Raw genomic sequence first — 25,104 nt, forward strand, 5'->3', positions numbered from 1 at the left:
GGGCTCGGTGGGGGTCCTGCGGGGCTTGTGAGTGCGGAATCCCACGGCTCGGCGGTGAACTCGCCCTGAGAAACGGCGCGTTACCGCGACCGGACGTGACGGCGGCGCGGCAGCCGGTAGCCTCGCCGGATGACTGAGCTGGACGGCGGCGGTACGCCGACGGGCGCGTCCGGGACCGGGCGGCGGCAACGGCAGGCCCGCGATCTGGGCGGCAGGCCCTTCCCCGACATCGCGGTCGACGGACCGGACGGGCAGCGCGAGGCGCTGGCGCGGCTGCGCGCCTGGGCCGAGCAGGAGGCGCAGGACGCCATCGACTGGTACCAGCGCGACAAGCGGCGCAAGCGCACCGCCTCCCGCACGCTCCAGGCGCTGGCCATCGCCCTCGCGGTGGCCGGTACGGCCGTGCCGCTGGCCACCGCGGCGAGCGGCGGCTCCGGGCAGGGCTGGGGATACGTCCTGCTCGCCCTCGCCGCGGGCTGCAAGGGATTCGACCACTTCTTCGGGCTGTCGGCGGGCTGGATGCGGGACATCACCGTCGCCCACGCGCTGCGCGGCGAGCTGAACGCCGTACGCCTCGAATGGGCCGCCGACGTGCTGCGGGCCGGGCCGGGAGGAGCCGCCGCCCGTACCTCGGGACCGCTCGAACCGGCCGAGGTCGAGCGCCAGTTGGCCCTCATCGCCCGGCTCGTCACGACGGTGCGCGGCCACGTCGAGTCCGAGACCGTCGACTGGCGTACGGACCTGAGCGCGCGCATCCGGCAGCTCAACGAGGCGGACGGCGGCCTGTCGGGCGCGGCGGTACCGGCCGCACCAGGCGGCCCGGCCGCATCCGGCGACCGGCAGCCCCTGGCGTAGGGCCAGCCCCTGACGTGGGCTTCCTGACGCAGGCCCGGCGGGCCGGGCTCCCGTCTCAGCCCCGGTAGAGCGCCTCGATCTCCCGCGCGTACGCGTTCTCTATCGCCCGCCGCTTCAGCTTCAGCGACGGCGTCAAGGTGCCGCGCTCCTCCGAGAACGGCGCCGCCAGGATGCGGAAGGTGCGGATCGACTCGGACTGCGAGACAAGGGTGTTCGCGGCGACCACGGCCCGCCGGATCTCCGCCTCCAGGTCCGGGTCGTGCACCAGCTCGGTGGCGGGCAGATTCGGCTTGCCGCGCATCCGCAGCCAGTGCTCGACGGCCTCCCGGTCGTAGGTGATCAGCGCGGCGACGAAGGGCCGGTTGTTGCCCACGGCCACGCACTGCGCGACCAGCGGGTGCGCCCGGACCCGCTCCTCCAGCGCGACCGGCGACACGCTCTTGCCGCCGCCGGTCACCAGGATCTCCTTCTTGCGGCCGGTGATCGTCAGATAACCGTCCTCGTCGAGCGCGCCCAGGTCCCCGGTGGCGAGCCAGCCGTCCCGCAGCACTTCCTCGGTGGCCTTGGCGTTGTTGAGGTAGCCGTGGAAGACCTGGCCGCCGCTCAGCCAGATCTCGCCGTCGTCGGCGATGGCCACGGTGGTGCCGGGCACCGGCTGGCCGACGGTGCCGAAACGCGTCTGCTCCGGCGGGTTCGCGGTCGCGGCGGCCGTCGTCTCGGTCAGGCCGTAGCCCTCGTAGATCGTGACGCCCGCGCCGGAGAAGAACAGGCCGAGCCGCCGGTCCATCGCCGAGCCGCCCGAGATACCGTGCCGCACCCGGCCGCCGAGCGCGTCGCGGACCTTGCTGTAGACCAGCTTCTCGTAGAGCTGGTGCTGCATCCGCAGGCCCGTGCTCGGACCTGGCCCGGTGCCGAAGGCCCGCGCCTCCACCGCCTCCGCGTACCGCACCGCGACGTCGACCGCCTTCTCGAACGGCCCGAGCCTGCCGCCCGCCTCCGCCTTGCGGCGCGCGCCCTGGTAGACCTTCTCGAAGACGTACGGCACGGCCAGGACGAACGTCGGCCGGAAGGCGGCGAGGCTCGGGATGAGTTCGGCGGCCGTCATGCTCGGCTGGTGGCCGAGGCGGATCCGGTGCCGTACCGCGGCGACCTCCACCATGCGGCCGAAGACGTGCGCCAGCGGCAGGAAGAGCAGTGTGGACGGCTCCTCGCCCGGCTTGCTCCGGAAGACCGGCTCCCAGCGGGCCACCACGTTCTCGGTCTCCGCCATGAAGTTGGCGTGCGTGAGGACACAGCCCTTGGGCCGCCCGGTGGTGCCCGAGGTGTAGATGACGGTGGCGACGGCGTCGGGTGTGACGGCGAGGCGGTGCCGCTCCACGACCTCGTCGCCGATCTGCCGCCCGGCCTCCGACAGTTCGGTCACGCAGTCGGAGTCGAGCTGCCACAGCCGGGTCAGCGCGGGCAGTTCGTCCACGGCCGCGCCGATCGTCATGGCGTGGTCCTCGTGCTCCACGACCGCCGCCACCGCGCCCGAGTCGTGCAGCATCCACCGCACCTGCTCGGAGGAGGAGGTCGGATAGACCGGTACGGACTGGGCGCCGATCGCCCACAGCGCGAAGTCGAACAGCGTCCACTCGTACCGGGTACGGGACATGATCGCGACCCGGTCGCCGAACCGTACGCCCTCGGCCAGCAGCCCCTTGGCCACCGCGAGCACCTGGTCGCGGAATTCGCTCGTCGTCACGTCCTGCCAGACGCCGTCCTCGTCCGCGCGGCCGAACACCACCTTGTCGGGGGCCTGTCGTGCGTTGCCGAACACGGCATCCGCCAAACCTCCGGCCTGTGGTGTCGTGGCCATGGGGGGGACGGTGAACTCGCGCAACGGGTGCTCTCCTCATACCGCACAGTGCGGGGCCCGTAAGCTATCCGATCCGCCGCACGGGCGGGAGGGCCGTGGCAGGGCCGTGTTATCGGACATCTGTGCTGGTGACGGGCGTATGACCGCGTCTCACAAGGGAGTCGTGCCCACGCGGCCGTTTCCGATGCTTCCGCCGCCGTACTTTTATCTCCACCAAATCTGCGCCGACCGGTCACTGGCGCTCCACTGTCCCAGGGGCCACGTGCGCCCCGCGCCTGGCCCCGCGCCTGGTCAGGACAGCGGCTTGTGCAGCCGGTCGCCGCCCGCGAGGATCGCCGCGGCCAGCGCGTCGGCCGCGTCCTGGGCGCGGGCCTGCCGCCGCCCGTGCAGCAGGACGAAGTCCACCGCGCCCAGTTCCGGCAGCCCGGACCGGGCGGGCAGCCGTACCAGCCCGGCGGGCACCAGGCCCTGCGCGTGCGCCATCACGCCGAGGCCCGCGCGGGCTGCCGCGACCAGACCGCTGAGCGAGGCGCTGGTGCACGCCACCCGCCAGGCCCGCCCGTCGCGCTCCAGCACCTCCAGCGCGCGGGCGCGGGTGATGCCGGGCGGAGGGAAGGCGATCAGCGGCACCGGACGGTCCGGGTCCAGGCGCAGCCGCTCGCCGCCGATCCACACCAGCTTGTCGCGCCACACGAGCCGTCCGGGGCCGTTCGGCCCCTGCCGCTTGGCCAGGCACAGGTCGAGCCGTCCCGCGTCGAGCCACTGGTGGAGGGTGCCGGACAGTTCGACGGTCAGCTCCAGGTCGACCTCGGGGTGCTCGCGCCTGAAGCCCTCCAGGATCTCCGGCAGCCGGGTCAGCACGAAGTCCTCCGAGACGCCGAAGCGCAGCCGTCCGCGCAGCCGGGTGCCGGTGAAGAAACCGGCCGCGCGCTCGTTCGCCTCCAGGATCGTCCGGGCGAAGCCGAGCATCGCCTCGCCGTCCTCGGTCAGTTCCACGCCGTGGGTGTCGCGGGCGAAGAGCCGGCAGCCCGCCGCCTCTTCCAGGCGCCGCACATGCTGGCTCACCGTGGACTGCCGCAGCCCCAGCCGCTGCGCGGCCTGCGTGAAGCTCAGCGTCTGCGCCACGGCGAGGAAGGTCCGCAGCTGCACGGGATCGAACATGCCCGCAAGTCTAGCCCGGCTATCGCGTTCCGTGATGACAGTGAGTACGGCAACCGGGCTTCCCGATCGCCGACGCCCCGACGATGCTGGAGCGGTGCCATCAGATACCGCGCCGCAGGACCCGCCAGACACCGCGCCGCAGGCCGCCACGACAGACATCGCGCCGCGGGCCCCGAAGCGGTCGGGGCTGCTCAAGCGGCTGCCCGTCGACCCGTACATCGCGGCCCTGCTCGCCACCGTCGCCTTCGCCGCGCTGCTGCCCGCGACCGGGACCGCCGCGCACACCGCGAGCCGTGCCAGCAACGGCGCGGTCGCGCTGCTCTTCTTCCTCTACGGCGCCCGGCTGTCCACCGGCGAGGCGCTGACCGGGCTGCGCCACTGGCGGCTGCACCTCACCGTGCTCGCCGCCACCTTCGTCGCCTTCCCGCTGCTGGGCCTGGCCGCCCGCGGCCTGGTCCCGTACGTCCTGGCGCCGCAGCTCTACCCCGGCTTCCTCTTCCTGTGCCTGCTGCCGTCCACCATCCAGTCCTCGATCGCGTTCACCTCGATCGCCCGCGGCAACGTCGCCGCCGCCATCTGCGCCGGGTCCTTCTCCAGCCTCGCCGGGATCGTCCTCACCCCGCTGCTGGCCGCGGCCCTCATCGGCGGCGACTCCGGCGTCGACGCGCACGCGCTGCTCGACATCTCCCTCCAACTGCTCGCGCCCTTCGTCGCCGGGCAGGTGCTGCGCCGCTGGATCAACGGCTTCCTCATCCGGCACCGCAAGGTGCTCGGCTACGTCGACCGCGGGTCGATCCTGCTGGTCGTCTACACCGCCTTCAGCGCGGGCATGGCCGAGGGCATCTGGCACAAGGTCCCGGTGCCGCGGCTGGCGGAACTGCTCGTCCTGGAGGCGGTGCTGCTCGCCCTGATGCTCGGTCTCACCTCCTTCGGCGCGCGCCGCCTCGGCTTCGACCGGGCCGACCGGATCACCATCGTCTTCGCCGGGTCCAAGAAGAGCCTGGCGTCCGGACTGCCCATGGCCACCGTGCTGTTCGGGTCCGGCGCCGGGCTCGCCGTACTGCCGCTGATGCTCTTCCACCAGATGCAGCTCATGGTCTGCGCGGTGATCGCGAAACGCTGGGCACGCCGGCCCGACCCGGAGGTAGCGTGGCGCGATGACCAGGACGACGACGCCACGCGACCAGCCGGACCCGCCGCCGCTCCGCGGCGACCTGCGCCCGCCGGGGCTGAACGCGGATGAGCCGACGACGCTGCTGAGCTTCCTCGACTATCTGCGGGAGGCCGTCGTCGCCAAGGCGGAAGGCGTGCCGGACGAGGTCGCGAAGGCGCCGGGCGTCACCTCGGGCACCAGCCTCCTCGGCCTGGTCAAGCACCTCACGGCCGTCGAGTTCAACTGGTTCGTCTGGGCCTACGAGGGCGCCGACCTCCCGCTGCGGGACGACGAGATCCCGCCGTCCGACGACGAGAGCGGCGCCGAACTGATCGCCGCCTACCGCGCCGCCGCCCTGCGCAGCAACGAGACCGTCGCCGCCTGCGCCGACCTCGAACGCCCCGGCGCCCGCTCCCTGCGCGAGACCCCGCCGCCGTCCCTGCGCTGGGTGCTGGTCCACATGATCGAGGAGACGGCGCGGCACGCGGGCCACGCCGACATCATCCGCGAGCGGTACGACGGGGATGTCGGCCGCTGACGGCCCCGTTCAGCGGATCACCCGATGAGCCGGTGCCCCGATGACCCGATTACCCGGTCACCCGGTGTGCTCCGCCGCGAGCGCGATACGGGACTCGCCCGCGTACACGTTCATGGAGTTGCCGCGCAGGAAGCCGACGAGGGTGAGACCGGACTCCGCGGCCAGATCGACGGCGAGCGAGGAGGGGGCGGAGACGGCGGCCAGTACGGGGATGCCCGCCATCACGGCCTTCTGCGCCAGTTCGAACGAGGCGCGGCCCGAGACCATGAGGATGTGTCCCGCCAGCGGCAGCCGGCCCTCGCGCAGCGCCCGGCCGACCAGCTTGTCCACCGCATTGTGCCGCCCCACGTCCTCCCGCGCGTCCAGCAGCTCGCCGTGCTCGTCGAAGAGGGCGGCGGCGTGCAGCCCGCCGGTGCGGTCGAAGACGGCCTGCGCGGCGCGCAGCCGGTCGGGCAGCGAGGACAGCAGCGCCGGGGTGAGCCTGGGGGAGTCCGGATCGGTGATCGGCAGCCGCGTCGCCGTACGCACCGCGTCCAGGCTGGCCTTGCCGCACAGCCCGCAGGACGACGTCGTATAAACGTTCCGCTCCAGCGAGATGTCCGGAAGCGGGACACCGGGCGCGAGCTGGACGTCCACGACGTTGTACGTGTTCACGCCGTCCGCGGTGGCGCCCGCGCAGTACACCACCGACCTGACATCGTCGGCCGCGGCGAGCACGCCCTCGCTGACCAGGAAGCCGGTGGCCAGCGCGAAGTCGTCGCCGGGTGTGCGCATCGTGATGGCGAGCGGCTTGCCGTTCAGCCGGATCTCCAGCGGCTCCTCGGCCACCAGCGTGTCCGCGCGGTGCCCCGCCACGCCGTCCCTGATCCGCAGTACGCGGCGCCGCTCGGTGACCCGTCCCATGCCTCAAGAGTGACATAGGTAGGGTGATCGGGAACTCGCCGCCGTGCACCACGGACCGACCAGGATGGCAGACCGAGATGAGCGACCAGCCGACCGCCGAGCACTCACTGGTGAGCGACGAGGAGGCGTTGGAAAGACTCCGCGCCCTGCGCGGCAGCATCGACAACCTGGACGCGGCGCTGGTGCACCTGCTCGCCGAGCGCTTCAAGTGCACCCAGCAGGTCGGTGAGCTGAAGGCCGCCCACCACCTCCCGGCCGCCGACCCGGCCCGCGAGGCCGACCAGATCGCCCGGCTGCGGCGCCTCGCGGAGGACGCCAAGCTCGATCCGGCCTTCGCCGAGAAGTTCCTCAACTTCATCATCGACGAGGTCGTACGGCACCACCGTGCCATCGCCGCCCGTCCGAAGCAGGCCCCGAACAACGGTTCCTGACCGGCCCCCTGAACGGCCGCTCCTGACCGTGCGTCAAGTGCCCGGCGCCCGCACCCCGAAACCCGGTGGTGGGGCGCCGCGTTGAACCTGGCACAGCACACGCACACACAGGGAGCCACCACATGAAGCTCACGATCTTCGCGGCGACCGGGGGGATCGGCCGGCTCCTGGTCGATCAGGCGGTCGACGCGGGACACGACGTGACGGCCGTCGTCCGCAATCCGGCGCGACTCACCCAGGACGTCCACTCCGTCACCGCCGACCTCACCCACCCCGACGCCGACGCGCTGCGCGGCGCGGTCGAGGGCGCCGACGGCGTCCTGTCCGCGTTCGGCCCCAGCTCACGGGCCCAGACCGGCATCACCTCGGTCGGCACCCGCGCCATCGTCGAGGCCATGCAGGCCACCGGCGCCCGCCGGATCGTCGTCGTCAGCGCCGCGCCGGTCTCCACCACCCCGTCGCCCGGCCGTCCGAACCCGCCCAAGCACGACCCGGGCGAGGGCCCCCTCATGCGCTATGTCGGCGCCCCCGTGGGCAAGCTCTTCCTGGGCAAGCACTTCGCCGACCTCGCCCTCATGGAGGACATCCTCCGCGACAGCGGCCTCGACTGGACCTCCGTCCGTCCGCCCCGCCTCACCGACAAGCCGCTCTCCACCACCTACCGCACCGCCATCGACCAGAACCTCCGGGGCGGCGCCCTCGCCTCCCGCGCCGACGTCGCCCACTTCATGCTCCACGCCCTCTCCGACCCCGCCACCGTCAAGCAGGCCATCGGCATCGCCACCTGAGCCCCCACCCGCCCCTACCCGCCCCCACCTGCTCCGCAGCGTCCGTCCGGGCCCCGCACCCGGCCGGACCGCCCGCCGCAATCCCAGGTGAGAAGCACTCCGAATCCTTGGTATCGTTGACCCCGTCACCACGGCCCCGCGGGTCGCGGTGCCACACCCCGTCCGGGTGGCGGAATGGCAGACGCGCTAGCTTGAGGTGCTAGTGCCCTTTATCGGGCGTGGGGGTTCAAGTCCCCCCTCGGACACCCATGGGGACGTTCACGAGATCGTCCCGAAGCGTTCACGAATTGCCGGTCGAGTCATGTGACTCGCCGGTATTTCGTCGTTTCTGGGGCCCTGAGCCTCGTGATCGGCTCGATGAGGGGGTGAGGCGGTGGCGGTCCATGTACTGCGCCTCTCACCTGCGGAAACAGGACATGCCTGCGCGACGGCTGGTAGCCGTGGCGCAGGCATGTGGGGTTTTCAGGGGGCGGAGCGCGGCGGGGGTGTGTCACTCGCGTGGCGGAGGCTCGGCCTGCTCGGTCGGAAGCGATCGCGCCAGGGGCGGGTCGGAGGGCTCACCGGGTTGGGTTGCGGCGCTCTGCGGGCTGGCTTTGCGGGGCTGGATGCCCTGGTCGCGGAGGAACCGTCGGATGGCTCTGAGGTTCGCCACGAAGATGATGACGGCATTGAGCAGGGTCTGTGCGACGCGTCCGTGCGGCAGGCGGAGCTGAGGATTGTCGATGCTGTCGAGGGCGGACTTCTTGAGGTTGCCGTTGCCGCCCTCGTTCTGACTGCGCAGTCCGGACCAGGCTTCCTGCCACAGAGGAGTGAACAGGGGGTATTTCTGCCGCCACTTGGCCAACACGGCGCCTGGGACGGTGATGCTCTTCCCCCTGCAGATGTCGGGGTAGACGGGGGTGTCCCGCTTGGGCCTGGGGATGGTGGGCAGGGCTTCCGGGGTACGGACAGTGGGGGCGTCGAGGTCGACGACGGTGGATGGGCGTGGTTGGGACCGGCGGTAGCAGGTGACCGTGGCGTGCGGCCCGAGGGCGGGGCACTGTCGACGCTGGTCCCCCGCGGGCCCGTATTCCTTGATCTTGGTCTGGTAGTCCTTCCGGGACTGGATCAGGTTGAGTGCGTGGGCGCGGTCCTCGTCCGTGCGGCTGTCGATGTATGTGGCGCCTGCAGTGATGAGCGGGGCGGGCATCAGCGGGCAGTAGAACTCGCCGCCGACCAGCTGCATCCCGCGCAACTCTCCCTGCCGGTCGACCTTGTCGTCGTTGTAGTGCTTCACCGCGTTGAGGCCGAGTTTGAGCAGCTGCAGATGCAGGTTGTGAGGCTTGGCTTGGGTGATGCCCCGGTCGGCACAGAACAGGTCTTTGACCAGGCCTCGTTCGAGGGCCGGTTGGATGGCGCGCAGGGCGGCCGGGCCGGGTTCGGTGCCCGGGGTGTGAAGGATCATGCCGAGGCAGACCGCAGGGTAAGCGCCGGCGGGGTCGCCATGCCCATGGCCTGGGAACGCGGCCATCATGGCGTAGCGGAACTCTCTCTTCTCCGGCGCCTTGGCCTTCTTCTCCCATGCCGACTTGGTCTTGCGAGGCACTGGCTTGTTTGCCGTGCCGCGCCGGGTGCCAGTGTTCGTGGAGGCCGCAGCTTTGCCGCTGGGCCCCGACTTCTTCTGCGCTCCTCCCTTCACGTACATCCCGGCGGTGATCTCAAGCGAGGCCCGGTCCTGGTGGTAGTCCGGCTCTTTGCCCCAGACCGGCACCGGAGTGTCGTCGACGGCGATGTGGCCAGGCCACCGAGCGAAGTCGCCGCGCCGGTAGGAAGCCATCACCGGAGCGAGAATCAGATCCTGGGCGATGGCCTCCAGGTTGCGCACGATGTCCTGGTTGTCGCGGGCATTCCACTTCCGTCGGATCTTCTTGGCCTCGCTGAGCGACAGTCGCTTGCGGCGGTCGTGCGGTGCAGGGTCGAGGCGCCGGGTCATCGAGGACCAGGACCGGTAGACGCGTTTCGACGTCGCGTACTGGTGGTGCGCGACGCGGTCGATTTCTTCTCGGGTTGCGCCCTCGCGGATGTGCAGGTCGGCGTCAGGGACGTCAAGGAGGGCTTTGGACCCTGGAGACAGGGCGAAGAAGAGCGTCTCCCATGCGTCGTTGATGTTCGCGCTCTTGCCCATGTACTGCGAAAGGATCAGGCCGATCAGCACTGTGCGGAACGGGAAGCCCTTCGGGCCTGGCTGGTGCTCGTTGGAGGGAAGGCGTTCCAATACTCCGCTGTGGCGCACGAGGTCGAAGACCTGCCTCACAACGCGGTCGCTGAGGGTACGGCCGGGGGCCTGCGGTGCAGGGCGTAAAGCGAGGCCGGTACGCCGGCAGGGTTTGCCCTCAGGGTTTTTCCTGCTCATGCCGCCCCCCGCAGCAGATCGGATGCCTCCGCTTCGGGCACGTCGTGGAGGAAGACGAGGTAGCGCGAGAGGCTGTGCAGGGTCCCGAGTCCGGATGCTTTGAGGATCACCTTCAGCGGAATACCTGCATTCAGCAGATCGACGAGCCAGGTCGTGCGCAGCCGCTGGGTCTGCAGCACTGCACCGTCACAACGGCCGATGATCCGCGGGTACCTGGCCAGCCAGTCCGATGCGATGTGCTTGCTGGTGCGGTCCTGCCAGTCCGGCCGGAAGGCGTAAGCGTCTGCCGGGATGTGGGCGGCTTCCGCCAGCAGCAGCTCCTCGTAGGCGTACCGGCATACGACAGTGCGCGGACGGCGCCCGTGCACCTTGACCAGTGCCCGGCCGGTGGGGCCCGCAAGGATGTCCCGCCCCCGAATGTACACAAGATCCTCAACGGCGAGCCCGCAACCCAGGCCGAGACACAACAGAAGACAGGCGTTGCGCCGCTGGGCGGGGGTGGGCAGGCTCTGCGCCCAAATCAACCAGTAGGCGATTTCCGCTGGCGGGTAGGGAGCCACTGGGGCGGCGGTGGCCTTCAGTCGGATCGGCGGATGCTGTCCGAGCTGGTCCAGCAGGAGTGCTTCGGAGGCCCGGCGCAGCTGGCTGCTGCAGGTTCGGCGGCTGTTGGCGGCCATGTCGCGGCAGCCGACGAGGATGAACCGTTCGACGGTGCTCTGGTCAAGGATCACCGAGGGTTCGAGCGGGAGGCCCTGGGTCTCAACCCAGGCGACCAGCCGTGCGAGCGGCGTCATGACCACGTCTGGGCCGTAGGGTCCCGCTGCGACGGCCATGAATCCCAGCGATCGGACGACCGGAGCGATGCGGCGCCACTGGGCGGGCGGCACCGTCTCCGCCTTCGGGGCGTAGGCCAGCAGGCGATTCGACACAGCGACCTCCAGGCGCAAGGCCCATGACATGCGGCCGGTTAACCGGCCACTGGTGTCAGTGTTGATCACGATCTGAAGGAACGCATCTTTATGACCGGAGGCCGAGCGCGTACGGCGCCCCCACGGAGCTACGCTGTCGATCCGGAGGAGTGGCCGGATGCCCGGATCGCCGGGGAGCCCGCCGCGGTGGTGGTCCAGACGATTGCCCGCCGCCTCGCCGCCGCCCTGCATGAGAGGCCGGAGCTCTCGCTGCGTGCACTGGCCGCCCAGAGCAACGTCGGCAGACAGACCATCGGCGATCTGCTGGCGGGCGCCACCTGGCCGGATGTGCTGACAGTCTGCCGACTGGAGCGCGCCCTGGGTTTCGCGCTCTGGTCCGGATCGAATGCGACCCTATGTGCTCATGACTGATTCCCAATTGCCTATTTGAGGTCAGTCGTGCACGCTCAACTGCAGAATGACGCAGACGCCCTATAGCGGCACCTGTGGGAGCGCTAGAGTGATCGTGCGCAACGGACCGGAACCCTGTTAGGAGAAGCGTCCGTTCGCGTGTTTGGCGGCCTCCCTCGACCGCTAATCGAGGGAGGCCCGCTTGTTGGGTTGGGCTCGTTCTCGGATGGATCAAGCAGCCCGGGATGACAGCACGGCCCGGAACATCCCCGGTGCTAGGTTTTCCACCTCGCCAAGTTGCTTCATGCGATTGAGGGTTTTTCCTACGGATGAGCGGACCGTCGCGTCCGCTCCCGGGCGCACCGCCGCCGCGATATCGGTGATGGACATTGCCTCCTGGGCGGCGCACAGGAGTGTGAGGATCGCATCGCGCATGCTTCCGTTACGCGGTGGCCCCAGGGTCCGAGCGCCCATGCCCGGGCGCGCATCTTCGGACGAAGGGTCCTCGTCGACGACAGAAACGTCAGACGAACCCTCGCGGGAAGGCTGGGCGGCTTCCGCGTCCTCGCCAGTGTCCGGCGGCCCTTCGCGAACATCGGTGGATTCGACGCTCTGGCACATCATCGTGTACACAGCTTCCAATGTGGCCAACTCGCCGCGCAGTGAAGTGATCAGCTCCTTCACGGTATGCCGGGCCTGGCCGATGTAGACACCCTTGTCTGGCGCAGGTGCGCTGGTCCGGTATCCCGCCATAGCGAACTCCTAAGGAAGGTCGCTGTCAGTGTAGGGATGGCACACTGTGGCACGCACGCAGTTCCTGTGAGGCGCTATCAAATGGTCAGCAGTGCGCTCAAGCATGGCAAGTCCGGTCGGGGTTGGCGCAGGACTCGACCTCAGTTGGCCCGCCGGGTTCGTGCGGTGCCGCACCGGAACTGTGAGACGTGCAATCCCAGAACTCTGACGTGTGGATTCTGTCGAAGCTCCCGGTCTCCGGGAACGTTTGAGCGTTACGGTTCCTTCATGGTGGATGGCAAGCATCTGTCGGCGACAGAGGCCTTGGCGTCGGTGACGAAGGCCCTGGATGTTCTCGTCCTGGCGTATGACCGGGGGGAAATCGGTGTTACCGAAACCGCCCGGGAGCTCGGTATCTCGCGATCCACCGCACACCGCATCCTGGTCACCCTGCAGCGCACGGGTTTCCTGCGCCACGATCCTGGCCAGCACGGATACTCAGCGGGGCCACAGCTCGTACGCATGGGACTGGCTGCGATCGCCCAGCTGGACGTCCGACGACAGGCGCGCAGACCCCTGGAGGAGCTCTCCGAGAAGCTGCAGGAGACGGTGTGCCTGTACTCCCTGGATGCGGCCGTCGTCCGACTACTCGACGGAGTCGAGTGCCGGCATGTCCTGCGCGTCAGCGTTCCGCTCGGACAGGAGCTTCCCGCCCACGTCACAGCGGCGGGCAAGGCCCTGCTCGCACTGCGCGACTCGGCAGATGTACGCGCGACACTCCCGGCCGCGCTCCCTGCCATGGCGGCAGGAAGCATCACTGAGTGGCCGCTACTTGAGGTGGAGTTGGAGGAAGTCAGAGTCCGGGGATGGGCGGCCGACCTCGAGGAAAGTGCACACGACCTGCACGGCGTAGGCGTGGCCATCCGCAACCGCATCGGGGAACCGCTCGCCGCGATCTCCGTGTACGCACCCGCCGTACGTCTGCGTGAACAGGACATGCCAGCGGTCGCCACGGCTCTGCAGGAGACCGCCATCACGATCGCCAGGGCAGAGTGACAGCGGGTGCCGAGGTGCCGGGACTCAAGGCCCCAACGTGATCCGCCCATCCGGGATCCACCCCTCCAGGTATCCCGTCAACAGCACATCCACATCTGGCAGATCGCACCGCGTGCACAGCTCCTGCCACTGCTTAGGCCCCGTCCAGCGTGTCGCTCCCCTCCAGGGCAGATGCTCTGGCGGAGCACCAGCCGCAGCGAGACGAAAGATGAACACGTGTGCTTCTCGACGGCTCCGACTTGTGGGCACAGGCACCTGAGCCCAACGGCATCCTTCAACGGCGCCCCCGCGCACCGGCATCGCGCCGACCACATCGTGGAGCACGCGCACTGCTGCCTCACGGTAGGGCTCTGTGGCTCGGACCGGTCCTGACGGGAGCACCCATCGGGGAACAGCTCCAGGCGTGTCGTCTGCCACCAGGGCAAGCCGCCCGTCCGAGCTCAGCAACGCGACGAACACCACCCGCCGCATCCTGGGCGGCGGCACGGTAGGGCACCTCGAACTTTCGGCGGCGTCCAGGAAAGCAGGCACAGTCCGATCCTGACATGTGGCCGCTTAACCGGCCACTCGCGTCCTGGGAGAGGCAGGCTTCATCTCAGAGCTCAATGCGGCAAATCTGATCTTTGTCTGGGCAGCAGCAAGCCGCACGGATACTTCAGCGACCGGTACCCGAGTACTGTGCAGTCGGCCACTTCCGTGATGTCACCGACCGCCGAACTCAGCTTCACGGCGGCGTCCTCCCATTTCTTCTCTCAAGGTAAGTTCTCAGCGAGAAACGTGCTTGCGCAGGGCGCTGACCTAGCGGTGCCCAGCAGTCCGGTACGGATCACCGGATCGCGCAGCAGAGCGAGGGTGTCGGACTCGTCGGTGAAGATGTCCTCGGCGCCCGGGACGACTGCTTGGTGGAACATGGCATGAACAACGTCGGCGGTGGGCTGCTCCCAGATGGTTGCCGCACAGGCGGCCGCTTCCTCCAGGTCGTCCTTCTCGAAGGCCGAACGCCACTGGTTCAGCAGAAGCGAGGTGATCCGGTAAGCATTGAGCCGTCCCCGGACGAGGATTCTCCGGTTGAGACCGAAGACCTTGATCGTCGCGGTACCCCTATCGGTGAGATCGAGGTATTCGCCGGCAGCGAGCGAGAGGTGTAGATGCGGAGCGGGATCCTCACTGCTCGGGTCGATGAGCAGGGGCGTACCGTCGTCGGCGAGGGGGAAGAGGTCACGCTTTAGGTGGCTGTTGCACAGGGAGCACGCCAGCAGATGGTTGTCCCAGTCGAAGGTCCGTAACGGATTGACACGGACGGGCTCGAAGTGGTCGATGTCCGTGCCCTGGTTGTCCCCGCAGTACATGCACCTCTCCAGCCCGGGTGCCATAGCCGCGAGGGCGCTTTTCAGCACGGGGTGTATGTGCCTGCGGACGGACGTGTGCTTCCATAACTGCCCCGCTCGCGTCTTGGGTGCCGCGGCCTGCCCGATGTCACCGGTGTAGCCAGCCATGAAAGTCAGCGTCGTCTGCGGGAGGGACACCCTCGTGACTCGGATCATGAATCGTGCCCTGGACGGCGAGAGTGGAGCCCTGCTGCGATTTCGTCGACGCGAGTTGCCGGTGAACTGGCCAGCTTGCGTTTCAGGTGACGGTACCGGTCCTTTTCCTCTTCGCTGGCCCGGCCTCGCACGACGTTCAGTTCCAGCGCGAGGAGTTCCCCGCGCTTCTGTTCGGCCTGGTCCGAGTAAGGGGTGTCGAGCCCGAACAGGTCGGAGAGTACGGCGTCGTCACCGCTGCCGAAGATGATGCGGTCGTAGAGGTGCTGGGGCACGACCTCCACAGGGCTCTCCTCGTCGGGGCCCGGCAGCCGGATCAGTCCGCCCGGGTCCGCCGCCTGGCAGACGTAGGGGCTGTGTGTGGTGACGATGAACTGGATGTTCGGGAAGTGCGCCTTCAGCCAGCCACCGATGCGCTTCTGCCAGGACACGTGCAGATGGGCGTCGATCTCGTCGATGATGACGACCCCGGAACTCGGAACGTTCGGCGTGCCGTCCGTCGTATCCAGGACAAGTTGGCCATAGGCGTCGTGGATCTGCTTGAGGATGTCCACGACGAGGGCCGCCACCGTGCGGTAGCCGTCGCTCATCTCCCGCAGCGGGAAGCGATGGTTTCGGTTGACGACCCACAGGCCCTCGGAGTCGACGTTGTCGATCCGGTAGTCGTCGGGCAGCAGGTCGTCGCCCAGAATGGCCAGGGCGGCCGCCTTGAGGTCCCGGGCGCCGTCGCGGTCCTCGAACGCGCGCAGGTGCTGCTCGATGAGCCAGCTCACGCCTTCCGCCAGCGACGCGTCCTCGTGGAAGAGGCTAGTCAGCCGGGCGACCGCGCCTGAGCTGGACATCAGCCGCTGGACGTCGCTCGAGCCCCCGGCGAGCCTGCGGAAGGGACCGTACCCCGCGCAGAACCATCCCACCGGATTGTCCGCCCATGGGCCGCGCTGGGCGACGGGGCGTTCCTTCTGGTAGCCGATGGCGTTCAGCGCCGGCTGCCCGGCCCTGCTGGACCCCGGCTTGCCGGAGAGTGACGTCTGCTCCGCCGCCGTCCAGCGCAGTCCTGCCCAGATGGGTCGGACCGGACGCCGCCCCGAAGTGAATTGGTCCTGCTCCGGGTCATGGACCAGGCACACCTCGGCTTTCGCTACCGTCTCGTCCCGCGAGACCCAGGTGTCGAACCCGGGGACGAGACTGCGGGCCACTGCAGGTCCGCTGATCGTCAGGGCGACCGCGCGCAGCAGGGTTGTCTTCCCTGAGCCGTTGCGGCCCGCCAGAACCGTCCAGCCGGCGTATGAGCCGTCGGGCCTGGTCAGGTCCAGGTCGACGTCGCGTGCACCGTGGAACGACCTGATGTTCCGTAGGCGAAGGTTCTTCAAGTACATGTCTCGTCCGCCCGGATCCCGTTCTGAGGTGAGAGCCGGACGACGGCCGACTCCGTGGTGACTCTAACGCGGCGGCGTTGTGTCGCGTCACTGCAGGTCAGTGGCTGCCCTCCAGAAACGGGCTGCGTGGTCCGGCCCAGGTGATGGACAGTTGTTCGCGGGCCCTGGTGGCCGCGACGAACAGCAGCGAGCGCTCGCGCTGCAGGTCCCGGTCGTGCTGGGTACGGTCCTCGGAGATCGGGGTGACGGCGCCGGGCTGCGGCACGTGGTCCGCGCCCACTCCGATGATCGCGACCGCCCGGTACTCCAGGCCCTTGATCCGGTGCATCGTCATCACGTGCACCCCGGAACCGATCGCCGGAGTCTGTCGCGGTTTCACCCTGACGGCCTTGATCCCCGCGTCGTGCAATGCCTCCACCGCCGCGTCCGCGAGCTTGTTGGTCCGGGCGGTGACGACGATCTCGTCCTCCCTCAGCCCTTCGCCCAGCCACTCCCCGACCCGTCCGGCGAGGCCCGCGAGTTCGGCGGCCGTGCTCGGGTACTCGGTCAACTCGGGCTTCGCCCCGCCGAGAACGGAGCGGTAGCCACCCAGGTCCTCGGTCGCGTCGTCGAGGTCGTCGAAGCTCGCATCGCCCAGCAGGCTCAGTGACGTTCCGAGGATCTGACGGGTCGTGCGGTAGTTCAGGGTCAGTCGCCTGGAGCGTCTGCCCCGCACGTTGATGCCGTGGGCGCTCAACGTGGTCCGGTTGTCGTAGATCCGCTGGTGGGCGTCGCCGACGATGAAGAGGTCGTCCTCGCCGACCGGGACGAGCGCCCGCAGCAGCTTCCAGTGCGCGGCGTGCAGGTCCTGGGCCTCGTCCACGACGATGTGCCGGTACGGGCGGGTCTCGTCGCTCCAGCCCGAGGCGATCCGGGCGGCCTGCGCGGCGAGTTGGGTGACGCCGACCTCACCGGCCGCGTCCAGCCGGTGCTCGAAGGCCTCGATCAGCCCCCACACCTGCGCCCGTTCCGGGCGGTTGAGGCGTCGGCCGCGACCGGCCCGGCTGGCGACGAGGTACTCGTCGCGGCTGCGCACGTCCTGGGCGAGCACGACCTGCTTCCACTCGGCCTCCAGGAAACGCGCGTCCCAGCGGTGCGGCTGCTGTTCCTCGGCCAGGTCCTCCCAGCGCCTGCGGATCTCGTCGTCCCCGAGGGATTTGGGGGTCTTCGCGCCGAAGACCTCCTTGGCGATGCCGTAGGCGACCTTGTCGATGTTGCGGACGTCCACCTTCGCGGTGAGCTGGGTGCCGCCGAGGTCCTCAAGGAGCGAGCGGAGCAGTTCGGCGAGCGTGGTGGTGTAGGTGGTGAGCAGGATCGCCTGGCCGGGCGGCAGCCGTTCGGCCAGGGCCTTGACCCGGTGCAGGGCGACGACGGTCTTGCCCGTGCCGGGGCCGCCGGTGACCCGTACCGAGCCCTTGTTGGGGGTCTTGCGCTCGGCCAGGGCGCGCTGGGCCGGGTGCAGGAAGATCCGCCAGGCCGACAGCGGCTCGGACATGATCCGGCCGAACTCGGCGACGTCGCCGGTGACGACGAAGGACTCCTTGGTCGCGGGGCGCTCGTTGGCGGCCTCGTAGTCGTCCGGGTCGATGGTGTCAGTGGTCGCGGCGACCGAACTGACGTGCTCCCAGACGTCCTCGACGGTCATGCCGTCGGCGAGGCAGAGGATCACATCCCTGGCGAGCTTGGGCAGGTGCTCGACGAAGCCGAGTATCGCGTCGATGCTGCGGATCTCCCGCAATGCCGGTACGACAGAGGGGTGCACGCCGAGCCGATCGAAGTCGGCGTCGGAGACCTGGGCGAAGACGGACGGCTCCTCGGTGGCAGGTGCCTGGGCGGGCTGCCCGCTCAGGGTGCCGTGGAGGCTCGCGAGGTTGATCAGTTCGACGCCGCCGGTGACCTTGTTGATGTCGAAGATGATGTGGGACGCGAGGGTGTAGGCGTCGTCGTGCGGCAGCACCGCGACCAGGTAGTAGATCCGGTCGGCATAGTGCATCAGCACCGCGCGGAAGTTGTCGTTGATCCTGGCGGTGCGCACCCGCTTGTCCTCGGCGCCTTTCGGCGGCTTGAGGTTGAGGCCGTTGGCGTCCGGGTCGCGCTGCATCTTCATGATGAACTGCAGGACCTGTGCCTGGACCGACCCGTCGAGCTTGTCGTAGTACTTGCCGAAGACGTCCGCCATGACGACCTGGGCCTTGGACATCACACATTCTCCAAACGCTCGGCCAACTCGGCCACATCAACTGTTTCGGCGTGTACGACGTGCCAGCCGGCCTCCGCGAACGCGGTGTCACGGTGCTCGTCCACGTCGAGGAACACCGCCACCCTGGCGTCCGGCCAGGCGAGTTCTGCCTGCTGTGCGACCCGGTCGTCAAGCTCGAAGCCGACCTCCGGGGCGCCGAAGTGACGGGTGCGGGCTTCCCGGCACAGGGCGAACAGCAGTTCCTCGGCCTGCGAGGAGGCCCACTCGACCGCCTCCGCCCAGGGTTCCGGCAGTTCGTCGGGCAGGCCCGTGGTCGTGGGTAGCGCACCCGTGAGGAGGGCGACCGTGTGCGGGTCGAGCTGCCCGGCCGTGGACATCGCGACCTGGTGGAAGGAACGCGGCAGTGCCGCGCTTCGGTCGCCCGTCAGCAGCTGCAGCAGATTGGACCACCGCAGCCAGTCGGCCCACCGTGCCCGGTGGCCCGGCTCGGCGACCGCCTCGTCGCGGTCGTCCAGCACGGTGAAGGCCGACCATGCGGACATCCCGGGCTGCCCGGTCGCGGGCTCGGCCCGCCGGTCGAGCAGTCCGATGACGCGCAGCCCGCCCAGGGTGCGGACGTCCATCGCGATGGCGTCGGCGGCGGCCGGGTTGCCGGCGACCGGCAGGGGTCCGCCCGCGAGCACGTCCGGCAGCCGCTCGCCCACCGAACGCCGGTCGATCGGCTGCCGTGCCGCTCCGCCCCCGGCGAAACCGCTGATCAGCGCCGCCGCCCTGCGGGACCACTTCTCCGTGTCGGGTTCGGCGAGCACCGCGAGCAGTGTCTCGATCGGGTTGCGCAGTGCCGGGTCCAGGGTGTCGTCGGGGCGTGCGCCGCCCGTCAGCATCTGGTGGATCTGTCGGGCGGTCCGCAGCGCGCCCTCACCGAGGAGGGGTTCGGCGGGGGTGCGCACCTCGCGGTCGTCCGCGGTGCCCTCCACCGCCGCCTTCCAGGCCATGACGTCCGCGTGCGTGAACTGCCACACCTGCATGCCCTCGGCCCGCAGTGCCTCGCGTTTGGCGGCGTCGTCGGCGATCCGGTTGATGCCGGTGCTGGCGTGGAAGGCGTAGCCGTCGAGGAAGACCGCGATGCGCGTCGACGGCCCGTCGATCCGGGTCAGCAGATAGTCCGGTTCGCTGGGCGCGGACGTCAGCTGCCGCACATGGTCCTGGAAGAGCCAGCGGGTGCCGCTGCCGTCCGGGCGGGTGAAGCGCAGCTCGTACTCCATGCCGCGTTCCCCGGCGCGGGGCGTCACCGAGCCGGACTCCGGGCGGCGGCTGCCCCAGTCGACGAGGGTGCGGACGAACTGCTTCTCCAGCTCGCTCTCGGCGAGTTGATCGATGCGCACCCCGGACAGGGTGTCGACGCGCTCGGTGTCCCAGCCCGTGAGGATCTCGTCCAGGAGCTCCTTGGCGACCCGCAGCGACGCGAAGGGGTGTTCGTTACTGCTGACGTGCGGCAGCAGGCAGCGGTGGCAGGGGGTGCGCAGGTTCTCTTTGCCGCAGGGGCAGTCCCGCAGGGCGGTCTGCGCGAGGGTGAGCACCCGGTGCAGCACGGTCGCGTCGGCGAGGTGCTCCAGGTAGCCGGTGCCGCCCGGCATGGAGTCGTGCAGCACCAGGAAGCGGCGGCGCAGTTCCCGGGTGCCGCCCGGCATGGTCGCGGGTACGACGCGCAGGTGGTCGGGAGCGCCGCCGAAGTGCTTGGTGATGCCCAGCAGCAGCGCGGCCTTGAACGACACGAGCCGGGTCTGCAGTTCCATCGTGGAGACGGGCAGCAGGATCCGCAGCGCCTGCGTGGTCAGCTCGTGCGCGAGGACGAGTCGCTGCATCGACGCCGTCTCGGCGTCGATCCCGTCGTCCTTGTGGCCGCACCAGTACGCGTGCCGGGTACCGATCCGCTGGGCGGCCCGGTCCCATGCCTGGGGGTGCACTCCGCGTACGGCCCCGCACTCCAGACAGGTCTCGAAGCCGGGCACCTGGACGTCGTCGCCGGCGATCTGGTGCTCGGGGCCCGCGGCGGCGGCCGGGCCCAGGTTGAGGGTGCGGATGGTGGCCACCCGGGCGAACTCCACACCGAACGGCAGATCCCCGACCCGCTTCCAGGCGCGCAGTCCCTGGTGCTGTTCCGGGTCGATGTCCACCAGCGTGACGTCGTTGAACCGGCGCCTCTCCCGCTCGTCGCGCTCGTCGGTGAGCCGTGCGTCCTCGCGCCGCTCGCGGGCGGTGACCCGTTCGGGCACGAGCACGGTGTGGAGCGCGCCGGGATCGGCGATCTGCGGCGTCAGGCAGCGCGGGCAGGCGGTGAGGTCAAGCCCGGACTCGGCGGTGGCGACGTAGCCGCACTCGGGGCACAGCCGCCACTTGGCGTAGGCGGTGTCGCCCTCACCGGCGCCCAGGTCCAGGCCGTTGACGATGTACTTGTAGCCGTCGGTGTGGAAGGTGTTGCCGGGCGCGAGTTCCAGCAGGCCCATCCGTGAGCCCCGCCCGTACTCGGTCAACTGGTCCTGGAACTCGCCGTCGGCGTCCTTCCACCACAGCGTCGCGTCGAGCAGCGTGGCGTCGTCGTGAAGCGTGTAGTTGGGCAGCAGGCCCAGACGGACCATGGCGTTGACCGAGTTCTCGCCGACCAGGGCGTCCCTGCGCCGGTTGACCGACCTGCGCTCGGCGTAGAGCTGGCGGCGCTGCTCGTCGCGTTCGCGGTCCCCGGAGGCGGTGGACAGAGCGTCGAAGGCCCGGCCGATCTGCCGGGACCGGGAGCGCAGGGCCTCCAGGCGCTTGCGCCACGCGGCGGCGGCCTGGCCGACGGTCTGCTCCAGCTCCAGCTGCGCGAACTGCCGCAGGCCCTGCTCGGCCTCGGCCGACATGCCGGGGAAGAGCTCGACGAAGGAGGACGCGAGTTCGGCGTGGCGGGCGTGGGCGACGTCCAGGAAGCGGCGGAACCAGCCGTCCTCGGCCAGCCCTCGGGTGAAGAGGGCGCCGATGCGGTGCGGCATGGGCTCCTCGGGCATCATCGTCCCCCGCCACAGGCCGCGGTCGGCGGCCCGGTCCAGCAGGTACGCCAGGTACTGGCGACGCAGGATCTCGGAGGCGTCGAGGTAGCAGTCCGGCGGGATGATCCGGCCCGCGAGCATCTGCTCGGGTGCGTGCAGGTAGTACTGGTTGCGGGCACCGCGCGGTACGAAGGTGACGGTGAGCGAGTTGCCGGTGCTGCGGCCGGCGCGGCCGATGCGCTGCGCGTAGTTGGCGGGTGCGGGCGGCAGGGAGGCGAGCAGCACGGCGGACAGGTCGCCGATGTCGATGCCGAGTTCGAGGGTGGGCGTGCAGGTCAGTACGTTCGGGTCGAAGGGCGAGGGGCGGTTCTTGAAGGCCTGCTCGACCTCCTCGCGGCGGGCCCGGCTGAGTGCGCCCGTGTGCTCGGCGGTGAGGACGTCGCCGGGCCGGTCGACCGTGTAGAGACGGCGGTAGTAGTCGTCGCTGTAGTCGCGGTCGTCGGTGGTGAAGGTGCCGCCGCACTGGAAGCGCAGGCAGGGCGTGCCGAGCCAGTCCTCGCGCCGGCCGGGCGGGACGGTCTGCCGCCAGGTGCAGCTGTCGCAGCGGACGCCGTGGTCGTTGACGCCGGTTCCGTCGGCCCCGGCCCCGTCCGCCCCGTTGCCGTCGTCGGGAGACGACGGGCCGGTGGCGAGGCTGTGCACCATGATGGTGCGCGGCCTGAGAGCGAAGACGGTCGAGCCGCCCTCGGCCGGATAGGTCGCCAGTACCTCGCGCTGCGCGAGCAGCTTCATGGCCTGTTCGGCGAGGGCGCGGGCCTCGCGTCGCTCGCAGCCGAGGGTGCGGTGCCCCCAGTCGGCGAACCAGGTGTTGTCGCGGGCCAGCGAGTCGAACTCGGAGGTGCCGAGGCGCCCGAGGACCGGGAACGTCGGTGCGGCCAGGCCGCGCGGGAAGGCGGGCATACCCGTGGGCCGACCGCCCCAGATCGGCCAGCGCCGGGCACCGGCCTGCGCGATATACTCCTTCAGCCAGGGGTGGAACAGCGCCCCACGCAGGCGCATACGCTCCAGCAGGCCGCGCAGGTAGACGACGTAGTCGGCGTCGTCGGCGGGGAGAGTGATCTGCCCCGGGAGGCGCTGATGGGCTTCCCGGAGCAGAGCCGCGACGGCGGCGGCGTCGGGGAGGTGCACCTCGGCGGCGGCGGTCCGGGTCAGTTCGAGGGTACGGCCCAGCCGTGAGCGCAGGCCGAACTCCAGCAGGGTCTGGAAGACCATGCGGTCCTGCAGCATGTACGCGCCCGCGTCGCTGAACCCGTCACCGCTGAGGAGCGTCCGGATCTCCGGGTTGTCGCGCAGGTCGGGCGGCACGATCGAGGCGAGCTTGCTCATCTCGCCCTTCTCCGCCGCCGTCACCACGGCTTCGGCGGCGTCGGTGGCCAGGTCGTGTACGGCGACGGGGGTGCCCGGCTTGAGCTGCTCGGCGAGGAGTCCGCGGAAGGTGAAGCCGAAGCTGCGGTTGGCGATGAACGCGGCCCGGTGGGTGGCGTCCTGGACGGAGTCGGTGAAGACCAGCAGCTTGCGCTCGTCGTCGCTCAGGCCGCGGTCGGAGAACAGCTGGGTGGTGGTGACGGAGGCGAGGGTGGCGGTGCCCGCACCGAGGAAGCGCATGCCGTCGGTCAGGTCGCAGGAGGGGCACTTGTCGCCCGCGTTGGCGGGGACGGGCCCGGCGACGGTGATGACTGGCACGGTGTCGTTGCTCGGCACCGTGCGCAGTTCGGCTTCCTCGGCGTGGAGGAAGACGGGGGTGTGCTCGCCGGGCCTGGCGCGGATCATCCAGCGGACGGCGCGATTGCCCTGGGCGGAGGCCCGGTAGATCTCCAACGGCTTCGTCTTGAGCTGCTGCCACTCCAGATCCGTGGAGAGCGCCGCCCAGCCGGAGCGTCCGCAGTGGCGGCAGTACACGGCGGGGAGGTGGGCGCGGTAGGCCGGGCCGACGGGGCGGACGAATGGGACGGGGCCGTCCGGAGTGAGGGCGGAGGCGCCGTCGCCGGGGGCATACGGGTCCGTGTCGGCGTCGGCGGTGCTGTCCACCTCGGCGGACGGGTAGACGGCGAGGTTGGCCGGGTTGGGCCGGGTGTCCCCGGTGGGGCCGTCGTCGTCGAACCAGCGGAAGTGGGGCGTCGGCGTCGCAGCGCGGATCACGCGGCGCACCTCACGGACCCAGAGCTGGGCCTCGACGCGGAGGAAGGGGATGGTGCGGTCGGCGATCGGGTCGTAGGCGCGGGCGGTCGAGACCAGTGCGAGGAGTCGCGCGAGGCCGGTCGCGACCAGGTCGATGTCAGTCCGGGCCGCCTCGTCCCAGGCCGCGCCGCCGCCGCGCTTCGCGAACTCGCGGGCGATCTCGGGGACGGTGACGGGAGTGTCGCCCGCGACGTCGAGAAGGGCGCGGATGAGGTTGTGCTGGCGGAGCTTCTCGCCGAGTTGGATCGGGTCCGCGAAGTCCCTGCCGACGACGAGTTCGGCGAGTCGGTGGAGGGCGGACGGGTCGTCGAGGGGGTCGGGGACGGCGGCGAGGGCGGCCGGGGAGGGCACCGGGAGGAGGAAGTCGGGCTCGGCGACGAACTCGCCCGGCGACTGGCGGTCCTCGCCGATGAGGGCGGCGTCCGGGAAGTGGGTGCCGAAGACCTTCTCGGCGAATTCGAGGAGGAGTTCGCGGTCGGACTTCTGGGGGCCATCGAGGGTGGGGGCCGCTTCGGCAGAGGGGGTGCCGCTGGTGGCTGCGGCGAGGCCGACGGCGCCGGTTCCATTGGTTGCGCCCGCTCCGCCGGTTCCGCCCCCGAGGGTGGCGGAGGTGGCGACGGGGGTGATCGTGCCGAGGGGGCGTCTCGGCTCGGCCTTGCCGGTGGCCGCGCCCAGGCGGCGCAACAGCATCGCCACGTCGGTGCCCTGGGCGCCGTCGTAGGTGTGGAACTCGTCCAGGACGACGTACGTCAGCCCGCCGTCCTGCCAGAGCGGGACGTCCGGGATGCGCTGGAGGAGGAGGTCCAGCATCTTGTAGTTGGTGAGCAGCAGGTCCGGCGGGTTCGCGCGGATGGCCTCGCGGTCGGTGATCAGCCTGCTGTCGGGGGACAGTTGGGCGGGAGTGACAGTGCTTGCGCCGGACTCTCGGGCGTAGGAGCCGGGGGCGTTCTCGTCCTCGTCGTCCGGGGGGCGGTTGCCGGATGCACCGCCGATGTAAATGCCGGCGGTGACGGAGGAGAGGGCGGCATTCTCGGCGAGAAGGTCGTCGATACGGCGGGCCTGGTCGTCGGCCAGCGCGTTCATCGGGTAGAGCAGCAGCGCCTTGACGCCCTTCATCCCGGCGGCACGGGCGCGGGCACAGTGGTCGAGGATCGGGACGAGGAACGACTCGGTCTTTCCTGAGCCGGTGCCGGTGGTGACGATCGTCGGCTCGGGGGCGTGGCCCGACTTGCTGGACAGCCGCTGCCAGGCGGTCGCTTGGTGGGTGTAGGGGCGGAGGCTGGGCGACCAGTCCAGAGCCTTCTCCCAGCCGGGGGGCGCGTACCGGAAGGGCGTACGGACACGGAGGTACGGGCCCCGGAAGAGCCGGCTCTCCGGCCGCTCAAGGAATGCCTCGAGTTCCTCGCGGACGTCATCGTCGGCGAGCGCGAAGCTCGTCGTCAGGTACGCGGCGAGGGCACGGCGCAGATCCTCGGCGGCCAGGGAGGGAAGCATGGCT

Annotated in this window: 17 protein-coding genes and 1 tRNA gene; 8 read left to right on the forward strand and 10 right to left on the reverse strand. The window is 70.1% G+C overall.

Annotation, left to right across the window (positions count from 1 at the left end; all coding sequences use genetic code 11):
- Positions 1-129 precede the first annotated feature (129 nt).
- Complete coding sequence (locus ACZ4EF_RS10650) at positions 130-855, forward strand: SLATT domain-containing protein (RefSeq protein ID WP_355339343.1); 726 nt, start codon at positions 130-132, stop codon at positions 853-855.
- Positions 856-910: 55 nt separating this feature from the next.
- Here the strand turns inward: ACZ4EF_RS10650 and ACZ4EF_RS10655 are convergent, their stop codons facing one another.
- The gene (locus ACZ4EF_RS10655) at positions 911-2,737 is read right to left on the reverse strand and encodes an AMP-dependent synthetase/ligase (RefSeq protein ID WP_467503873.1); all 1,827 of its coding nucleotides are present in this window, start codon (positions 2,735-2,737) and stop codon (positions 911-913) included.
- 267 nt (positions 2,738-3,004) lie between these two features.
- Positions 3,005-3,874 carry a LysR substrate-binding domain-containing protein gene (locus ACZ4EF_RS10660; protein WP_391163724.1) on the reverse strand — a complete coding sequence of 290 codons (870 nt, stop codon included), beginning with the start codon at positions 3,872-3,874 and terminating at the stop codon, positions 3,005-3,007.
- Between the two features lie 157 nt (positions 3,875-4,031).
- Here ACZ4EF_RS10660 and ACZ4EF_RS10665 point away from each other — a divergent pair, with 157 nt between their 5' ends.
- Both ACZ4EF_RS10665 and ACZ4EF_RS10670 read left to right on the forward strand, forming a co-directional pair.
- A complete protein-coding gene (locus ACZ4EF_RS10665; RefSeq protein WP_467503975.1) occupies positions 4,032-5,117 on the forward strand; it encodes a bile acid:sodium symporter family protein in 1,086 nt (361 codons plus the stop codon).
- Positions 5,032-5,565 (forward strand): DinB family protein, encoded by a 534-nt coding sequence (locus tag ACZ4EF_RS10670; protein ID WP_401719362.1) that lies wholly within the window; start codon positions 5,032-5,034, stop codon positions 5,563-5,565. Before ACZ4EF_RS10665 ends, ACZ4EF_RS10670 begins: the two co-directional genes overlap by 86 nt.
- Positions 5,566-5,622: 57 nt before the next feature.
- Here the strand turns inward: ACZ4EF_RS10670 and fdhD are convergent, their stop codons facing one another.
- Positions 5,623-6,468 (reverse strand): formate dehydrogenase accessory sulfurtransferase FdhD, encoded by an 846-nt coding sequence (gene fdhD / locus ACZ4EF_RS10675; RefSeq protein WP_355339355.1) that lies wholly within the window; start codon positions 6,466-6,468, stop codon positions 5,623-5,625.
- A gap of 77 nt (positions 6,469-6,545) precedes the next feature.
- Here fdhD and ACZ4EF_RS10680 point away from each other — a divergent pair, with 77 nt between their 5' ends.
- From ACZ4EF_RS10680 to ACZ4EF_RS10690, 3 genes are all read left to right on the forward strand, one after another.
- Complete coding sequence (locus ACZ4EF_RS10680; RefSeq protein WP_391119403.1) at positions 6,546-6,899, forward strand: chorismate mutase; 354 nt, start codon at positions 6,546-6,548, stop codon at positions 6,897-6,899.
- 122 nt (positions 6,900-7,021) lie between these two features.
- Positions 7,022-7,687 carry an NAD(P)-dependent oxidoreductase gene (locus ACZ4EF_RS10685; protein WP_467503877.1) on the forward strand — a complete coding sequence of 222 codons (666 nt, stop codon included), beginning with the start codon at positions 7,022-7,024 and terminating at the stop codon, positions 7,685-7,687.
- 160 nt (positions 7,688-7,847) lie between these two features.
- Positions 7,848-7,932 (forward strand) — tRNA-Leu (locus tag ACZ4EF_RS10690).
- Positions 7,933-8,177: 245 nt separating this feature from the next.
- On the opposite strand, the gene ACZ4EF_RS10695 is transcribed toward ACZ4EF_RS10690, so the two are convergent.
- Positions 8,178-9,980, reverse strand: coding sequence for a hypothetical protein (locus ACZ4EF_RS10695; protein WP_467503879.1), 1,803 nt, complete (start codon positions 9,978-9,980; stop codon positions 8,178-8,180).
- A 95-nt stretch (positions 9,981-10,075) separates the two neighbouring features.
- A complete protein-coding gene (locus ACZ4EF_RS10700) occupies positions 10,076-11,077 on the reverse strand; it encodes a hypothetical protein (protein ID WP_467503881.1) in 1,002 nt (333 codons plus the stop codon).
- Positions 11,078-11,194: 117 nt separating this feature from the next.
- Here ACZ4EF_RS10700 and ACZ4EF_RS10705 point away from each other — a divergent pair, with 117 nt between their 5' ends.
- A complete protein-coding gene (locus tag ACZ4EF_RS10705; protein ID WP_467503883.1) occupies positions 11,195-11,419 on the forward strand; it encodes a helix-turn-helix domain-containing protein in 225 nt (74 codons plus the stop codon).
- Between the two features lie 210 nt (positions 11,420-11,629).
- On the opposite strand, the gene ACZ4EF_RS10710 is transcribed toward ACZ4EF_RS10705, so the two are convergent.
- Positions 11,630-12,151 carry a hypothetical protein gene (locus ACZ4EF_RS10710; protein WP_467503884.1) on the reverse strand — a complete coding sequence of 174 codons (522 nt, stop codon included), beginning with the start codon at positions 12,149-12,151 and terminating at the stop codon, positions 11,630-11,632.
- Positions 12,152-12,418: 267 nt separating this feature from the next.
- Here ACZ4EF_RS10710 and ACZ4EF_RS10715 point away from each other — a divergent pair, with 267 nt between their 5' ends.
- On the forward strand, positions 12,419-13,186 hold the full coding sequence (locus ACZ4EF_RS10715; protein ID WP_467503885.1) for an IclR family transcriptional regulator: 768 nt from the start codon (positions 12,419-12,421) through the stop codon (positions 13,184-13,186).
- Positions 13,187-13,938: 752 nt separating this feature from the next.
- Here ACZ4EF_RS10715 and ACZ4EF_RS10720 read toward each other — a convergent pair.
- The 4 genes from ACZ4EF_RS10720 to ACZ4EF_RS10735 all read right to left on the reverse strand — a co-directional run bounded on the left by ACZ4EF_RS10720 (position 13,939) and on the right by ACZ4EF_RS10735 (position 25,100).
- Entirely contained in the window at positions 13,939-14,682 is a 744-nt protein-coding gene (locus ACZ4EF_RS10720) for an HNH endonuclease (RefSeq protein WP_467503887.1), read from the reverse strand.
- 44 nt (positions 14,683-14,726) lie between these two features.
- Positions 14,727-16,103 carry an AAA family ATPase gene (locus ACZ4EF_RS10725; RefSeq protein WP_467503889.1) on the reverse strand — a complete coding sequence of 459 codons (1,377 nt, stop codon included), beginning with the start codon at positions 16,101-16,103 and terminating at the stop codon, positions 14,727-14,729.
- Positions 16,104-16,200: 97 nt separating this feature from the next.
- Positions 16,201-18,342 (reverse strand): UvrD-helicase domain-containing protein, encoded by a 2,142-nt coding sequence (locus ACZ4EF_RS10730; protein ID WP_467503891.1) that lies wholly within the window; start codon positions 18,340-18,342, stop codon positions 16,201-16,203.
- Positions 18,342-25,100: a DEAD/DEAH box helicase gene (locus ACZ4EF_RS10735; RefSeq protein WP_467503893.1), complete on the reverse strand. Its 6,759-nt coding sequence runs from the start codon at positions 25,098-25,100 to the stop codon at positions 18,342-18,344. The genes ACZ4EF_RS10730 and ACZ4EF_RS10735 overlap by 1 nt, the downstream gene beginning before the upstream one ends.
- Positions 25,101-25,104: the final 4 nt, after the last annotated feature.

This window comes from Streptomyces sp. NPDC025721 (genome assembly GCF_055558595.1).

What these genes read in the sequence shown, in the direction of transcription:
- ACZ4EF_RS10670 (WP_401719362.1), top strand. Translation starts at nt 5,032, where the DNA reads ATGACCAGGACGACGACGCCACGCGACCAGCCGGACCCGCCGCCGCTC.
- ACZ4EF_RS10730 (WP_467503891.1), bottom strand. Translation starts at nt 18,342, where the DNA reads ATGTCCAAGGCCCAGGTCGTCATGGCGGACGTCTTCGGCAAGTACTAC.
- ACZ4EF_RS10680 (WP_391119403.1), top strand. Translation starts at nt 6,546, where the DNA reads ATGAGCGACCAGCCGACCGCCGAGCACTCACTGGTGAGCGACGAGGAG.
- fdhD (WP_355339355.1), bottom strand. Translation starts at nt 6,468, where the DNA reads ATGGGACGGGTCACCGAGCGGCGCCGCGTACTGCGGATCAGGGACGGC.
- ACZ4EF_RS10710 (WP_467503884.1), bottom strand. Translation starts at nt 12,151, where the DNA reads ATGGCGGGATACCGGACCAGCGCACCTGCGCCAGACAAGGGTGTCTAC.
- ACZ4EF_RS10660 (WP_391163724.1), bottom strand. Translation starts at nt 3,874, where the DNA reads ATGTTCGATCCCGTGCAGCTGCGGACCTTCCTCGCCGTGGCGCAGACG.
- ACZ4EF_RS10715 (WP_467503885.1), top strand. Translation starts at nt 12,419, where the DNA reads ATGGTGGATGGCAAGCATCTGTCGGCGACAGAGGCCTTGGCGTCGGTG.
- ACZ4EF_RS10650 (WP_355339343.1), top strand. Translation starts at nt 130, where the DNA reads ATGACTGAGCTGGACGGCGGCGGTACGCCGACGGGCGCGTCCGGGACC.
- ACZ4EF_RS10685 (WP_467503877.1), top strand. Translation starts at nt 7,022, where the DNA reads ATGAAGCTCACGATCTTCGCGGCGACCGGGGGGATCGGCCGGCTCCTG.
- ACZ4EF_RS10725 (WP_467503889.1), bottom strand. Translation starts at nt 16,103, where the DNA reads ATGTACTTGAAGAACCTTCGCCTACGGAACATCAGGTCGTTCCACGGT.
- ACZ4EF_RS10735 (WP_467503893.1), bottom strand. Translation starts at nt 25,100, where the DNA reads ATGCTTCCCTCCCTGGCCGCCGAGGATCTGCGCCGTGCCCTCGCCGCG.
- ACZ4EF_RS10720 (WP_467503887.1), bottom strand. Translation starts at nt 14,682, where the DNA reads ATGGCTGGCTACACCGGTGACATCGGGCAGGCCGCGGCACCCAAGACG.